Genomic DNA, 15,256 nt, shown 5'->3' with positions numbered 1-15,256 from the left:
CACCGGCCTTCTATTTAACTTATTTTTTTGTCACTTCTGCGAAAGCTTCGTCCAGCACATTCAGCAGATGATCGGCATTGGCCTTGCTGAAGATCATTGGCGGGCGCATTTTCAGCACATTATCAAACGGACCTTCTGTCCCCATCAAAATCCCGCGACGGCGCGCGACATTGCACACGGCGCGCGCAATATTGGTTGCCGGTTCTTTGGTGTAACGGTCATTGACCAGTTCAATGCCTAGGAACAGGCCGAGACCACGCACATCGCCGATCACTTCATAACGGTTCTGCATCTCACGGAAAGAATCCATCAGATAATTGCCGATTGTCAGTGCATTGCCGCGTAGGTTCTGGCTCTCAATCACATCCAGCACAGCAAGGCCAACAGCACAGGACACCGGATTACCGCCGAATGTATTGAAATATTCCATGCCATTATTGAAGCTGTCTGCGATTTCACGGGTTGTGACCATCGCCGCCATCGGATGACCGTCACCGATCGGCTTGCCCATGGTCACGATATCCGGTGTCACATCCTGCGTTTCAAATGCCCACCAATGGCTGCCGACACGGCCGAAACCGACCTGCACTTCATCAGCGATACAGATACCACCGGCATCGCGGATCATCTTGTAGACTTCTTTAAGGTAGCCATCCGGCATGAAGACCTGACCGGCCACACTCGGAATAGACTCCGCAATGAAGAAGCCCGGGCCTTCGCCTTTTGCCTGCATGAGCGCGATCTGCTCGGCCACGCTTTCCGCATAAAGCTTGGCGTGATCTTCAGGCGCCCAGTCTTTTGGTGCGCGATAGCTGTCCGGCACTTTCGCCACATAAACATGCGGCTTGGCACCTTTACCGCCCTTGCGGTTGAACTTATACGGGCTGATATCAATCAGTTCCTGCGTGGTGCCGTGATAAGACCAGTCGAGCACAACCGCATTTTCACGTCCCGTATGCACACGCATCATACGCAGTGCCAGACTATTGGCTTCCGAACCGCTATTGGTGAAACCAGCAACGGTCAGATTATCCGGCAAAGTGGCGGTCAGGCGCTCTGCATAGGCAACAATATTATCATGCAGATAACGGGTATTGGTGTTGAGCGTTCCGGCCTGTTTGGCCATAGCTTCCACCACTGCCGGATGGGCATGACCGATATGGCAGACATTGTTGAAGCAATCGAGATAGGCGCGGCCTTTATGGTCAATCAGCCAGACGCCGTCACCGCGCACAAATTTAATCGGATCTTCATAGGAGATCGACAGGTTCGGCAGCAACATCTCGCGGCGCATGGCCACGATTTCTTCCTTACTGCGGCCTGACTGCTGATAGAATTCCTCGGCCATACCGGCAAAATTGCGGGCATCAGGGAACAGCTCTGCCCAGACATCGAGATAGGCTTCTTCGCCCACGCCGATAATATCCATCGCTGTCAGACGGGTATCGGTACAAATCTGCAGATGCAGATGCGGCGCCCAATGGCCGTTTTCAGTTTCATCGCCCATATAAGCGACAAGATCACCCGCTTTCAGAATATCGCCTGCTTTGAGACGATTGCCTGCCTCATGCGCCAGATGCCCCCAGAGCGAGATGAATGGGGCGCAGCCTTCAGGACGGTGCTCCAGAGTAATCAGGCAACCATAACCGAGCGGATCCGGCTCAATATCCACGCTGCGGACAATCGCATCAAGCGGTGTATAAAGCGGCGTGCCGGAAGCCATGAACAGATCAAGCCCCAGATGATAGGTACGGCGCTTGCCCTTGACCAGCTTGGATTCAAACATCGTACCGGCATAGACGGTGCGCTCCTCACCCCACGGGCCGATACCGACTTCCGTGCCGGTAACAGCGCAATGTTCTTCCCACATTGCCTGTGCAATGACCGGCTGCTCTTCTGCCGATTTGATAGTCATCGGATGGGTCGGATCACCATAAGGCACCAGTTCCGCCGGATAGCTCGCAACCGGTTTATCCAGCAGCGGCAGCAATTTTGAACGGTTATTCTTCAGCCAGCTAACCGTTGCAGATGCACCGGAAACCGCATCAAAGCCGCAGGCCTTACGCAGGATTGCCGTTGCAAACAGCGGCTCCATCCGGTCGAGCTTGCGCAGGAAATCCCATGCCGGTTTTTCGCTGATCGCCAGATACGGATTGTCTTCCGCTTCCGCATGGCGTGATGCAGAAATCGTGACCGAAGTCACCAGACGCATGGCGATCAGATCATAGAGCAGATTCAGTTCTTCTTCGCGCAGCGGGTAATATTTGTGAAAACCTTTAGCAATCGCAGCAGCGGCACTGATCGGTGCATCATGATCCAGACCGGCATAAGCGGCAGCAATCGCCACTTCCGCAATCACTGGTGTATAAAGTGCATCACCGAAATCAATCAGACCGGCAATCACATCATGATTGTCATTGCCAACCAGCACATTCCAGTCATTAGCATCATTATGAATTACGCCGGAGCGAAGTGTGCCAAGCTTTGGTGCGACCTGTGTTTCAAAACGGGCAATGAAACGTTCCAGCAAAGCGCGGTCATCGGCATTTTTCACAAAATGCAGCCGGTCTTTCGAGCGGCCTGCATTTGTCATATCCCAGTCCAGATCGCGCAGCGCACCGGCATGCATGAAGCCCTGTAAGGCCGCATCGAACTGGCCGAGCAATTCACCTAAGCCCTCCAGCGCCTGCAATGAGCGGGCGGATTCTGCCAGTGGCAGACCATCAACCCAACCGACTAAGCGGATATTATGCACATCGCCATTGACCGAGAGCGTGTCCGCGAGGCTGTCGCCCTTCAGCGTTGGCACGATATGCGGCACCGGCAGGTGACCGGCATGGTCACGGATGTGGTTGAGTAATGCAGTCTGAAAACGGCTTTCCACCACCGGTTCGGATGCATTGATAATCTTCAGAATGAAGATTTTACCGTCTGCTGTCACGACCTTATAATTCTGGTCGCGCTCGCTGTTGAGCGGCGACAGATCACCGCTCAGACCATAATGGGTCTTGAGCAGAGAAGCGGCATCGGTGAGTGAATATTGCGGCGCGGTATCAAGCATGGTTGTTCCGTTTTATGAGCCTGCCTTTGAGACAGGCGTTGCATCTTATGCTGACAGATTTGCACAGCATAAAAAGATGCGCATCAGACAAAGTGCCGGTTGCACCGGCACTTTGTTTCAAGTAACCGTCACTTTGCCGGTGAGGTTTTTCATCGTAAAAACCATGCAGTTTCAGAGGGGAAATGATGCAGGATATTGACGCTACGGATCAGAAAATCCTGACCATTCTGTCTCAGGAAGCCCGTATTCCGATGAAGACTCTTGCAGGGCGCGTCGGACTATCCCGAAGCGCCACCAGCGAGCGCGTTGCACGGCTTGAAAAGAACGGGGTCATCCGCGGTTACCGCGCTGATATCGGCCTGCTCGATGATGCGGCCTTACAGGCTTTTCTGATGATTACGCTGAAACGCACACCGAGCATTTCCATTCTCGATATTCTCGCCGGATTACCGGCCGTGCGCAAAGTCTCGTCGGTCAGCGGCCAGCTTGATCTGGTGGTGGAAGTGGAAGTAGCATCCATCAACGCATTGAACGAAATCCGTAATAAAATTGCTGAAATCGAGAATGTGGAAGACCTGACCACCAGTATTGTGCTGCGCCGCGAAATCCTGCGCGATAAATAACATTATTTCTGCCCTGACAGGAGGATACTCTCCATGGAAAAAAGCAACACCAATCCGCTGCATATTGCGCAAAACTGGTTTGAACAGGGGCGCAAGCTGGCTCTGGTTACCGTGCTTTCTGTCTGGGGTTCTGCACCACGTCCTGCGGGTAGTCATCTGATCTGCGATGATCAGGGTAATTTTGAAGGCTCGGTCTCCGGCGGCTGCATTGAGGCGGAAGTGATTGCACAAGCCGCTGAAGTACTGGCAACCGGACAAGCCCGTGATCTGTCTTTTGGCATCAGCGATGAAACCGCTTGGTCTGCGGGATTATCTTGCGGCGGCACCATCCGGTTGCTGATTGCCCCTTATGATGTAGCCATGCATGACGTGGTAACACAGATTGTACAGGCGCAGACGAAGCGTCAGCGTATTACCAGCCGCACTGAGCTTGCAACCGGACAGATCGCACTGATCCCTGCACCGGATAATGCCAAGATCACACAACTCGATGAAACCGGCTTTATTCAGACATACCGCCCGCAACCGCATATTGTGGTGACCGGTGCCGTACATATAGCGCAAGCGCTGGCACAAATGGCGCAAATTACCGGCTATGGGCTGAGCATAATTGATCCGCGCAGTGGTTTTGCCACAGCGGAACGCTTCCCGTCTGTACAGTTACATGAAACATGGCCGGAAGAATTTTTCAAAACCAATCAGCCAGATAGCTTTACGGCGCTTGTTGCGCTCAGCCACATTCCGCATCTCGATGATCCGGCACTCACTGCCGCCCTGAAAAGCGATTGCTTCTATATCGGCGCTCTGGGCAGCCGAAAAACCCATGCCAAACGGCTGGAGCGTTTAACAGCAGCAGGGTTTGAAGCGACAAATTTAGAGCGTATTCATGCGCCGATCGGATTAGCGATCAGCGCACAGGAACCGGCAGAGATTGCCGTGGCCATTCTGGCAGAGATTATTCAGGCCTATCGCAAGGCCTGAATTGTAAACACTTAGCCGACGCTCAGGCGCAAACGTCCGTCGCCGTCCTGCATGATGCCTAAATTGATAAAGTCGCGGAACTCAACATTGCCGCCTGTCACCACATGACTATGGGTTTCGCTGATCACCACAACATCAGAATCCGCCGCTTTACCCGCAGCAATGCCGGCCGGTGCATCTTCAAAAACCAGACAATCCGCAGCATCAAAGCCAAGACGCTGCGCCCCCAGACGATAACCGGACGGATCAGGTTTGCCAGCACTCACATCTTCCGCCACGACGATGGTTTCCGGCATCGGCAAACCAGCCGCAGCCAGACGGGCTTCCGCCAGTTCACGCGGCGCGGAGGTGACAATCGTCCAGCGGTCAGCAGGCAGACTGGCGATAAAATCTTTTGCACCGGCAATAGCGCGAATACCGGCAAAGTCCTGCATTTCTTCAGCCAGAAAAGCGGCTGCAATCGCTGCCGGATCAAGATGAGGCATATTCAGCATTTTGATAACGTCAACAACGCGGATGCCATGTACTTTTTTGAGCAGTTCCGGCCCGTCTACCCCGTGTTCCGCAGCCCATTCCAGCCAGATCCGCTCTACAACAGGAATGGAATTGACCAATGTTCCGTCCATATCAAACAGGAAACCGGAATAGGAATTCAGAAATACAGAATTATCGCGCTGCTTCACTTTCAGGTCCTTTTTAGCCAAGGGATAAACGGGGCAAACAAACAGACAAAGCACATAGAACTCCAGCCCTCTACAAATATCATGCTTTGCAGGAGCAGGTAGCGCACTATTACACCATATTGTTACAAAACAAACATTTATAATGTTTTGATCGCAACAAAATAACGAATAGTGATTTCGCGCCGAGGATATAGCCCGAACGTTGAATACGGAAATGAATTTAATCGATTTGGGAAAAGAAAAAGGCCGCGCGGGGGAGGAGATGCGCGGCCTGATTATGGATGCGGTTGGGAGGAGGAGTACCGCATTCCGTCATCGGGTCCAATTGGGAGGAGGAGAACGAACCCGATAGGCAGACTTATAACGGCAGGAGAAAAAACCGACAATAAACAATAATGCATAACAGTCATGCAGCATTGCAAGGCAGAGTGAAACCGTTATGCGCAGCACGCACGAAAGAACTGCAGCAGCGACAACATTCTGTGGCGGCGCGATGAAAACCAGTGTCGGTTAACCCGACTCAGTTTGCAGTGATTTTGTCCGGCTTCACGGGATTATTGAGGCTACAAATCGTACTGAAATCTCATATTTATCGAAACATTCAGCAATTATTGAAATTACAGATACTTCAAAAAATACAGTATAAAAGTAAAATTTATAAAAATCATAGAGTTAAAATCAATATTTATAAAATTACATGTCGAGAAATATCAGATTTTTAAAACCAGCAGTAACAGAAAACAGCTAATACCATCATTTTCGTGCAATTCAAATCTTTTTATATTCAGTATTGCAGTATTTCTCATTCAGATCATAATAAATCCATTAAGAAGATATCGGAGGAGACCCGCAATGTATGATGGTGTACCCGCTCAATGGCAAAAGCCTGCCGATCAGATGAGAAACCGCACCGATGATGCGGCCTATGTATTTCTGGGAATTTTTCTAGCCGGTCTGGCTGTCCCGGCTGCATTTCTTATCTGGGCAATTGCGACAAGCCTGACATCAGTCTTCGGCTGAAACAGCAGAAAAGGAGCCCTCCGGCACCCGAAATCCGATCCTGCATTTTCCGGCAGTCATATCTGTATAAGAACAGCTAAAAAAGATGCGCTTTGTGCCCCTTGCCTCAACCGATGCAATTGTGCGGCATTGAAAGCCGAAGCTGACCGGAAAAGACTGAAACGGCCATATGCACCTTGCAGCATATGGCCGTTTTTTTATGCATCACGCGTATTTTTACCGGCATAGCGCAGATGATTAATCAGATCGATACGGGTGATAAGCCCGATAAAATCCGCACCATTCACAATCAGCGCCACTTCATCACGGTCAAAGAAACTCTGCAACGCACTCAATGGTGCGTCCACCTGCAAGACACGCGGTTGCGGGGTCATTGCCGATGAAACCTGAGCCGCAAAGCGCGACCAGCGCCCTTCCGGCGGGCCCTCCACGGCTTTCAGAATATCGCTTTCATCAATAATTCCGACTAGCCTGCCGCCATCCAGCACAGGTAATTGCGAGACAGCATTGCGCCGCATCCGCCCATAGGCCTCAAGCAGATTTTCATCCGGTGCGGTTACTTCCACCGCACCGTCCTGATGGCGCCGCGAGATCAGATCCTCCAGATTGCCCTGCACAGCGCGCTCACTCAGATGCCGCTCGCGCAGCCAGTTATCATCAAACATTTTTGACAAGTATTTGGAGCCGCTGTCACAAATCAGCGTCACCACATTTTTAGGCTCCGTTTGCTCGCGGCAATATTGCAGAGCTGCAGCCAGCAAAGTACCGGACGATGCTCCGGCCAGAATGCCCTCGCGTAAAAGCAAATCGCGGGCGGCCTGAACAGATTGCCGGTCGGATATTGTATAAGCACGGCTGACAAGAGAGAGATCCGCATTATCGGGAATGTAATCCTGCCCTATCCCCTCCACCGACCATTGACCGGCTTGCACCAACTGCCCTGTCGCGATGAATGGTGCCAGAACCGAACCTTCAGGATCAGCAAGTATGATTTGCGTCTGCGGAGAAACCGAGCGGAAATAACGCCCCAGCCCCGTCAGCGTACCGCCCGAACCTACCCCGACGACAACCGCATCAATCTTATGACCGGTTTGCTCCCAGATTTCCGGCCCTGTTGCAGTTTCATGTGCCCGCGGATTAGCAGGATTGGAAAACTGATCGGCAAAAAATGCATCCGGAGTTTCCTCTGCAATTCGCCGTGCCAGATTTTGATAATGTTCCGGATGGTTCTTATCCACATCTGAACGTGTCAGCCGGACATCTGCCCCTAAAGCCCGTAAATGCCGGATTTTCTCTTTGGACATTTTATCCGGAATAGCCAGAATCAACCGGTAGCCGCGCAGTGCCGCAACCTGCGCCAGACCAAGCCCCGTATTACCGGCTGTAGCCTCGACAATTGTACCGCCTGCCCGCAACTGCCCCGATTGCTCCGCCGCAGAAATAATGCTCAGAGCAACCCTGTCCTTGATAGAGCCGGAAGGGTTCTGGCTCTCCAGTTTCGCAAATAAGCGGCATGGCCCGGTGTCAAATCCGCTGAGTTCGACAAGCGGTGTCCGGCCGATCAATTGTAAAACTGACGGGAATACACTTGCAAATCGCATTGCGGTGGGCTCCTTTACAGCTCATAATGCTGTGTAAGACCCGATATATCTGCGGATTTATCAAGTCGGCCTATGTCATTAAATCTTTAAAGAGCATAGTGCTTCACCAGCACATCAGAAGACATATTATTTTATCTTACCGTCATTAAGCTAAGATTTTTTACTTATATAAGAGGCTAACAGGTTTGTTGTTTCGCACAATGTCAAAGACAGAAAAATTATTGCATAAAGAAGACGATGCCCGCAGTGCCGGTTATCCCATGACCGGCCTTGTATTTCATACAGCCAAATCAATCAGACATATTGCCTGATAAAGAATTTACGTTTACGTCAATGGAAAGATCATGTCTGATATTGATATCGGCATAATCTTGGTTAAGTTGTTGGCAGACGGGTTTTAGTGAGGAAGACCCGATACACCGGAAACTTTCCGGAAGCATATGCCGGCACAACAGGAATTCTGGGAGGCAGAATGACACGTTCGAGTGATGGGAATGCCAAGGCCGGTGCAACAAAAAGCGCCGCAAAGAAAACCGGAACCACGGCGGCCAAAACAGCCGCAACAAAGCCGGTCAAAGAATCCGCTCCGAAAAGCACAGCAGCGAAAGCTAAGACCGCAACAGCCACCAAGGCCGAACCGGCAAAGACTGCAGTAAAAACATCTGCTGCACCGAAAAAAACTCCGGCCAAAAAAGCTGCCACACCGGAGACAACAAACAGTGCAGCTCCGACTGTTGCAGAGGCCAAAAAGCCTGCCAAAACAACAGCAGCAAAGCCTGCAACCAATACCACGGCAGCAAAGCCTGCAACTAACACCACGGCAGGAAAGCCTGCAACTAACACCACGGCAGGAAAGCCTGCCGGCAAAACAAAAACTGCTGCGGTAAAACCGGCAGCAAAAGCAGCGGAAACCAAAACCGCCCCGAAAGCTGGCACCACGAAGCCTGCTGCTAAAGCCGCTACCAAAGTTGCAAAAGCCGAACCAGAAGTAAAAATTGCTGACAAAGCACCGGAACCAGTGGTGACACCAGTTGCCAAACCGGTAAAAACAGCCAGCCCCTATGATGCCAAGCCATGGCTCAGCAATTATCCGCAAGGGGTAGCGCACGCGCTTGACCCGTCCGCTTATCAGTCGATCACCGATCTGATCCTTACATCCTGCAAGAAATATGGCGACCGTCCTGCTTTCACCTGCATGGACAAATCTCTGTCCTATAAAGAGCTGGATGAAAAATCGGCCGCTCTGGCAGCATGGCTGCAATCGCGCGGACTGGTCAAAGGCGACCGCGTGGCCGTGATGATGCCGAATGTGCTGCAATATCCGGTAGCGATTACCGCTATTTTGCGCGCAGGGCTGGTGGTTGTGAATGTCAATCCGCTCTACACGCCGCGCGAGCTGGAACATCAGCTCAATGATGCCGGTGCCAAAGCAATTATTATTCTCGAAAACTTTGCCCATACTCTGGAAAAAGTCCTGCCAAATTCATCGGTCAAGCATGTGGTTGTCGCCTCTATGGGCGACATGCACGGGCTTAAAGGTGCGATTATCAATTTCGTCGTGCGCCGTGTTAAGAAAATGGTGCCTGCATGGAATATTCCGGCGCATAACAGCTTTAAATCTGTCCTCGCCAGCGGTGCAAAACTGACATTCAAACCGGTGGTGATTGCACCGGATGATCTGGCTTTTCTGCAATATACAGGCGGCACGACCGGCATTTCCAAAGGTGCCATGCTCATGCACAGCAATATTCTTGCCAATGTGGAGCAGATGCGTCTGTGGCTGGATGTGGCTTTCCAGCATAAAGGCCGGCCGGAGCATATCAATTACATCTGCGCATTGCCGCTCTATCATATTTTTGCCCTGACCGTGAATGCGATGATGGGTATTCAACAGGGTGCCCGTAATCTGCTTATCCCAAATCCGCGGGATATTCCGGCTTTTGTGAAAGAGCTGCAAAAAGCACCGTTTCATATTTTCCCGGGGCTCAACACTTTGTTCAATGCCCTGATGGAAAATGCAGACTTCCGCAGGCTGGATTTCAAGCCGCTTATCCTGACTCTTGGCGGCGGTATGGCAGTTCAGCGTCCTGTTGCCGAGCGCTGGGAGAAGATGACGGGCTGCCTGATTACTGAAGGTTACGGCCTTTCGGAAACCTCGCCGGTTGCCACGGCCAATGTGCTCAATGCAACGGAATTTTCCGGTACTATCGGCCTGCCGGTACCGGGTTCTGATGTGGCGATCCGTGACGATGACGGCAATGATGTGCCGCTTGGTGAAGTAGGCGAAGTCTGTGTGCGTGGTCCGCAGGTCATGAAAGGCTATTGGAACCGGCCTGAGGAAACAGCCAAGGCTATTTTCCCTGACGGTTTCTTCCGCACCGGTGATATGGGCTTCATGAATGAAGGCGGCTTCACCAAAATTGTGGACCGCAAGAAGGATATGATCCTTGTCTCCGGCTTCAATGTCTATCCGAATGAGATTGAAGAAGTTGCAGCGGAACATCCGGGCGTTGTCGAGGCTGCTGCAATCGGTATTGCCAATGAACATTCCGGCGAAGTGGTAAAGCTGTTTGTGGTGCGCCGCGATCCGGAACTGACCGAAGAGGTGCTGAAAGCTTTCTGCGCCGAGCGGCTGACCAATTATAAGCGTCCGCGTATAATTGAATTCCGCGACAGTTTGCCGAAAAGCAATGTCGGGAAAATTCTGCGCCGCGAATTGCGCTAGAGCATTTCACAGTCAAGTGGGATCAACTTGACGCTCATGATAATGAGACTAAACAGAAAAAAAGGCCGGTGAAATCACCGGCCTTTAATTTTAATTACAAGCAGACATTACTTTCCGGCCAGATAGTCCGGCAAATCCGCAATAGACGGCAGCACAATATCGGCCAGCGGTTCAAGCACTTCACGCGGACTGTTGCCCGTCAGCACACCAACCGCCAGACCCGCTTTGGCAGCTCTGGCACATTCCATATCATGCGGATTATCGCCAACCATCGCCACCTGCTCCGGTGCCACGCCGACTTCTGCCGCAAAATGCAGCAGCGGATCAGCATAAGGCTTGGCACGGGCTGCCGTATCATAGCCGATAAAGCCGGAAAACAGATCACTGATGCCCAGCGCTGCGGCGGTTGCCCGTGCACCGGCCTCAGAATCATTGGTTGCAATGCCTAAGATAAAACCAGCCGCTTTCAAGGTTTGCAGGGTCTGGCTCAATGCTTCAACAGCCACCGCCTGTTTGGCACCTTCCTCAACTCCGTAAACATCATATTCCGCGACACGTGCACGGCGTTGCTCGTCTGTATCCTGTGGATGCCAGAGCGCAACAATATCCTCAACCGTTCCGGCGGCGATTGCAGAATTGGCGCGGAATTTTTCCACCTGCCAGTCATAGCCACCGGCATCCAGCAGCGATTTCGCCAAAGCATCATCACCGGCAGCAGACCGTCTGGCCAGTTCACAGGAGATGGAAAACCACGTCCTGTTAAAATCAACCAGCGTGCCGTCCTTGTCGAAAAGAATGGCACGGATGGTTTTTTCAGAGCCGGACGGCACTGCTACAGTTGCTGACATTATGCCTCCAGTGAACCGGCAGGTTTGCTTTGTGCCGATGGTTCATCGCCAATCAGCTTCATCACATCATCGCCGCGGCGCAGATAGCGCAGGCTGCGATAGGTTAACACGCGCCCGGCCTGCGGTGCGCAGAGCTTGATATCATGCTCCGGTTCACCCGGCACGGTGACAATCGTTGCCAGCAGATCGCCTTTTTTGACGATATCACCCAGCGCCACATGATACAGCACCATACCGCCCTGCGGTGCGCGGATCATTTCCACACGGGAGAAAGGCGCGATCGGGCCGTTAAATGCTTCGCCAAGCTGGCTGGATGCATCTTCCACCACGCCGCGATGCACGAGGAAGCGATAGAGCCCCTCCGCATCAGCCAGACCGGTTGCCGGATCAACATCATTCAGACCACGAAACTCAACGGTTGTTACCGCACGGCGACGCATATCGCGCTCTTCTGCTTTCATATGCAGCAGCGGATTAACACAGGCCTCTTCAAAAGCCGCGCTGACGGTTGAATCACCGGCAAGAATTGCGGTCGAACGTAGTGCCGTTGCCAGATCACGCAGATCTTCCGCATAATTTTCATGCACATAGAGATAGTTTTCGCTCTCATCATCGCAATGCAGATCGAGCACAATCTCATGTTTCAGCGCCATGCGAACCAGCATCGCCTTGATGCGCTTATCGATGGAAACCGGCGCATCAGGTTGCGGCAGTGCAGAGGTGTCGAAATCTTCCAGCAACGGGAAATTACGGTTGAAATTCACACCGGAGAAGAAATCAAAACGACCGAGATGCTGATGGCTCTGCCACTGATTGGAAGCCACCGGATTAGCCTGCGGGACAATCGTAATATCGCCTTTGATCCGGCCTTCCTCTTCCGCTTTACGCAGCATCGGAATCAGGAAATGCAGCGCAGCCTGCCCCGGCAATTCAGCACCATGCAATGATGACTGCAAATAAGCCGTCGGCGCGCTTGTATCTGTGCCTTCAAAACGCAGCACACGCATTTCCACCTGAATGCCCGGCACATCACCGGCAAACTGTATATGATCCGTTTTCATAAATGTCTTCCACCCATTGACCGCCGGACAGGTTTTCCAATCACCTCATTCCGGCGGTTACTCCATAAACCATTATCAACAAACACGAAAAACAGATGCTTGTCACGTATCGGCAAGCAGTTTTCAGTGTATGAGGATCAGGTTTTTACACCTGCGATGCCTGATGCAGATGTGCAATCAGACCCTGTGTGGAGGCATCGCGGCCACCGGCATTTTGTTTTCCGGTAACGACATCCAGCAATTCTGTTGCCAGTTCTTTGCCAAGTTCCACGCCCCATTGGTCAAATGCATTGATACCAAAGAGCTGCGCTTCCACAAAAACACGGTGTTCATAAAGCGCAATCAGACGCCCAAGCGCAAAAGGTGTCAGCTTGTCATAGAGAATGGTGATCGAAGGGCGGTTGCCGGAGAAAACACGATGCGGGGCAATGCGCTCTACTTCCGCTTCCGGCAATTTACGCGCGCGCAACTGCGCCTGCGCCTCTTCAAGCGTGCGGCCTTTCATCAGTGCCTCGCTCTGGGCAAAACAATTGGCCAGCAACATCTGATGCTGCTCCAGCAGCTCCGGTTCATGCGTATGCACTGCGATCATAAATTCCAGCGGAATTGTATCGGTTCCCTGATGCAAAAGCTGGAAGAAAGCATGCTGCCCGTTGGTGCCGGGCTCGCCCCAGACCACAGGGCCGGTGACGCCGGAAACCGGTGTGCCGTCACGCTTCACGCTCTTGCCGTTAGATTCCATATCCAGCTGCTGCAAATAGGCCGGTAAACGCGCCAGATGCTGATCGTAAGGAATAATCGCGCGACTACCAAAACTGCAGATTTCACGATGCCAATAGCCGATCACACCCAGCATCATCGGCAGGTTCGTCTCAAACGGCGCGGTGCGGAAATGCTCATCCATTGCATGGGCACCGGCGAGAAACTCTTTAAACCTATGCGCGCCGATCGCCAGCATGACCGGCAATCCGATGGACGACCACACGGAATAGCGCCCGCCAACCCAATCCCAGAAACCAAACACCCGCTCCGGCTGGATACCGAAGGCTGCTACTTTATCGAGTGCGGTAGAAACAGCCACGAAATGCGCACCGACAGCCTCTTCCCCCAGAGCATCGGCCACCCATTTGCGGGCGGTTTTCGCATTCGTCATGGTTTCAATCGTAGTGAAAGTTTTCGACGCGATGATGATAAGCGTGGTTTCCGGATCGAGATCGCGCAGCGTATCGGCAATATGCGCCGGATCAATATTGGAAACGAAATGCGTATTCGGCCCGTCATGATACGGTGTCAGCGCGAGTGTTGCCATCACCGGCCCGAGGTCTGAACCACCGATACCGATATTCACCACATCAGTGATGGTGCGGCCTGTGGCACCCGCCAGATCACCGGCGCGGATTGCCTCACTGAACAGGCTCATACGGTGCAGCACATCCTGCACCTGCGGCACGACATCCTCACCATCTGTTACAATAACATCATCCGGCTTTGCCCGCAGTGCTACATGGAGAACGGCACGGTTCTCGGTGGTATTGATCGGCTCACCGGCAAACATAGCATTGCGCTGCTCTTCCACATTGCAGGCCATGGCCAGATCTTTGAGCAATGCCATTGTCTCGTCATTGACACGGCATTTTGACCAGTCGAGCAGCAAATCATCCAGTTTGAGGGAGTAGCGCTCAAAACGCTGCGGATCTGCAGTAAAGGCCTCACGCATATTCTGCTTTTGCGCAACTGTCTGCCAATGTGCTTTCAAGGCTGTCACACCTGCCGCAATTGCCGCTTCATTCCATGCCATGCCAACCACTCCCGGGTAAAGAATAACTGCTTCTCAATACAACCTATAACACTTTAGAGCATTTCCGCTTTAAGCTTCATTATCAGAAATGCTCTATCCTCAGCTGTACGTATTAACCTACGCAAAACCGGTTCCCGCTTTTGCTGGCAATACTTTAGATATGAACCGATTGAAGTGTTTTAAGGGCATGATAAATAAAAACAAAATTCAGACGTTGTTTTCTTGTGATTGAAACCGATATCATTAACAAGATAGCGGGTTAAAAATATTCTGCACTACATAAATTTTAAAGGATAGATATGGATCTGACCGGCGAAGAACGCATTCAGGCACCAAGGCAGGCTGTTTGGGATGCGATGAATGATGTAGACGTTCTCAAGCCCTGTATTCCGGGTTGCGAGACCTTGGAGCGGCTGTCGGAAACCGACATTCAGGCGGCTATTCTTGTTAATCTCAGCCTCATCAAAATCCGCTTTCACGGCTTGCTGATCCTCTCCAATCTCAACCCGCCATTTTCCTATACGATCAGCGGTGAAGGTCAGGGTTCGATTGCCGGTTTCGCGGCAGGCAGTGCCGATGTGGAACTGATCGAAGAAAGCCCTGATGTGACCATTCTGCGCTATACGATCAATGGTGATGCAGGCGGCAAAATTGCCCAGCTCGGTACCAAACTGCTCGGCAATACGGCACGCAAAATAGCTGACCGGTTTTTCGCCAATATCGGCGTAGCCGCAGCACAGAATATACGCCAAGGCAGTGCTTAACTCAGTCGTATTTTATGAGTGTATTTGTCATATTTTGACCATCTGATAAAAAATTTGACCTTCCGCAAAAATCTGTCATGCTGAGTCTACA

The 15,256-nt window shown here is 51.9% G+C and carries 11 protein-coding genes; 5 read left to right on the top strand and 6 right to left on the bottom strand.

What is annotated here, in order from left to right; translation table 11 throughout:
* Window positions 1-19 precede the first annotated feature (19 nt).
* Entirely contained in the window at window positions 20-3,061 is a 3,042-nt protein-coding gene (locus LDL70_RS01090) for an aminotransferase class III-fold pyridoxal phosphate-dependent enzyme (protein ID WP_225686112.1), read from the bottom strand.
* Window positions 3,062-3,246: 185 nt separating this feature from the next.
* On the opposite strand from LDL70_RS01090, the gene LDL70_RS01085 reads away from it, so the two are divergent.
* Both LDL70_RS01085 and LDL70_RS01080 read left to right on the top strand, forming a co-directional pair.
* A complete protein-coding gene (locus tag LDL70_RS01085) occupies window positions 3,247-3,684 on the top strand; it encodes an Lrp/AsnC family transcriptional regulator (protein WP_028233479.1) in 438 nt (145 codons plus the stop codon).
* Window positions 3,685-3,717: 33 nt separating this feature from the next.
* Entirely contained in the window at window positions 3,718-4,665 is a 948-nt protein-coding gene (locus LDL70_RS01080) for an XdhC family protein (protein ID WP_225686110.1), read from the top strand.
* A gap of 11 nt (window positions 4,666-4,676) precedes the next feature.
* Here the strand turns inward: LDL70_RS01080 and LDL70_RS01075 are convergent, their stop codons facing one another.
* Window positions 4,677-5,348 carry an HAD-IA family hydrolase gene (locus LDL70_RS01075; RefSeq protein ID WP_225686108.1) on the bottom strand — a complete coding sequence of 224 codons (672 nt, stop codon included), beginning with the start codon at window positions 5,346-5,348 and terminating at the stop codon, window positions 4,677-4,679.
* 852 nt (window positions 5,349-6,200) lie between these two features.
* On the opposite strand from LDL70_RS01075, the gene LDL70_RS01070 reads away from it, so the two are divergent.
* Complete coding sequence (locus LDL70_RS01070) at window positions 6,201-6,368, top strand: hypothetical protein (RefSeq protein WP_022712226.1); 168 nt, start codon at window positions 6,201-6,203, stop codon at window positions 6,366-6,368.
* Window positions 6,369-6,565: 197 nt separating this feature from the next.
* Here the strand turns inward: LDL70_RS01070 and LDL70_RS01065 are convergent, their stop codons facing one another.
* The gene (locus LDL70_RS01065; RefSeq protein WP_225686106.1) at window positions 6,566-7,969 is read right to left on the bottom strand and encodes a cystathionine beta-synthase; all 1,404 of its coding nucleotides are present in this window, start codon (window positions 7,967-7,969) and stop codon (window positions 6,566-6,568) included.
* Window positions 7,970-8,987: 1,018 nt separating this feature from the next.
* Here LDL70_RS01065 and LDL70_RS01060 point away from each other — a divergent pair.
* Complete coding sequence (locus LDL70_RS01060; RefSeq protein WP_225688297.1) at window positions 8,988-10,694, top strand: long-chain fatty acid--CoA ligase; 1,707 nt, start codon at window positions 8,988-8,990, stop codon at window positions 10,692-10,694.
* Between the two features lie 107 nt (window positions 10,695-10,801).
* On the opposite strand, the gene LDL70_RS01055 is transcribed toward LDL70_RS01060, so the two are convergent.
* From LDL70_RS01055 to pgi, 3 genes are all read right to left on the bottom strand, one after another.
* Window positions 10,802-11,542, bottom strand: coding sequence for an HAD family hydrolase (locus tag LDL70_RS01055; RefSeq protein WP_225686104.1), 741 nt, complete (start codon window positions 11,540-11,542; stop codon window positions 10,802-10,804).
* The gene (locus LDL70_RS01050; RefSeq protein WP_075654131.1) at window positions 11,542-12,603 is read right to left on the bottom strand and encodes a succinylglutamate desuccinylase/aspartoacylase family protein; all 1,062 of its coding nucleotides are present in this window, start codon (window positions 12,601-12,603) and stop codon (window positions 11,542-11,544) included. The genes LDL70_RS01055 and LDL70_RS01050 overlap by 1 nt, the downstream gene beginning before the upstream one ends.
* A gap of 145 nt (window positions 12,604-12,748) precedes the next feature.
* Window positions 12,749-14,401 (bottom strand): glucose-6-phosphate isomerase, encoded by a 1,653-nt coding sequence (pgi, locus tag LDL70_RS01045; RefSeq protein ID WP_225686102.1) that lies wholly within the window; start codon window positions 14,399-14,401, stop codon window positions 12,749-12,751.
* Between the two features lie 299 nt (window positions 14,402-14,700).
* On the opposite strand from pgi, the gene LDL70_RS01040 reads away from it, so the two are divergent.
* Entirely contained in the window at window positions 14,701-15,165 is a 465-nt protein-coding gene (locus LDL70_RS01040) for a CoxG family protein (protein WP_075654129.1), read from the top strand.
* The last annotated feature ends 91 nt before the right edge of the window (window positions 15,166-15,256 follow it).

It is taken from the genome of Pseudochrobactrum sp. XF203 (genome assembly GCF_020341615.1).
Classification (GTDB): domain Bacteria; phylum Pseudomonadota; class Alphaproteobacteria; order Rhizobiales; family Rhizobiaceae; genus Pseudochrobactrum; species Pseudochrobactrum saccharolyticum.
This window is presented reverse-complemented; position numbering and strand designations above follow the sequence as displayed.

What these genes read in the sequence shown, in the direction of transcription:
- LDL70_RS01040 (WP_075654129.1), top strand. Translation starts at nt 14,701, where the DNA reads ATGGATCTGACCGGCGAAGAACGCATTCAGGCACCAAGGCAGGCTGTT.
- LDL70_RS01080 (WP_225686110.1), top strand. Translation starts at nt 3,718, where the DNA reads ATGGAAAAAAGCAACACCAATCCGCTGCATATTGCGCAAAACTGGTTT.
- LDL70_RS01055 (WP_225686104.1), bottom strand. Translation starts at nt 11,542, where the DNA reads ATGTCAGCAACTGTAGCAGTGCCGTCCGGCTCTGAAAAAACCATCCGT.
- LDL70_RS01085 (WP_028233479.1), top strand. Translation starts at nt 3,247, where the DNA reads ATGCAGGATATTGACGCTACGGATCAGAAAATCCTGACCATTCTGTCT.
- LDL70_RS01090 (WP_225686112.1), bottom strand. Translation starts at nt 3,061, where the DNA reads ATGCTTGATACCGCGCCGCAATATTCACTCACCGATGCCGCTTCTCTG.
- LDL70_RS01050 (WP_075654131.1), bottom strand. Translation starts at nt 12,603, where the DNA reads ATGAAAACGGATCATATACAGTTTGCCGGTGATGTGCCGGGCATTCAG.
- pgi (WP_225686102.1), bottom strand. Translation starts at nt 14,401, where the DNA reads ATGGCATGGAATGAAGCGGCAATTGCGGCAGGTGTGACAGCCTTGAAA.
- LDL70_RS01070 (WP_022712226.1), top strand. Translation starts at nt 6,201, where the DNA reads ATGTATGATGGTGTACCCGCTCAATGGCAAAAGCCTGCCGATCAGATG.
- LDL70_RS01065 (WP_225686106.1), bottom strand. Translation starts at nt 7,969, where the DNA reads ATGCGATTTGCAAGTGTATTCCCGTCAGTTTTACAATTGATCGGCCGG.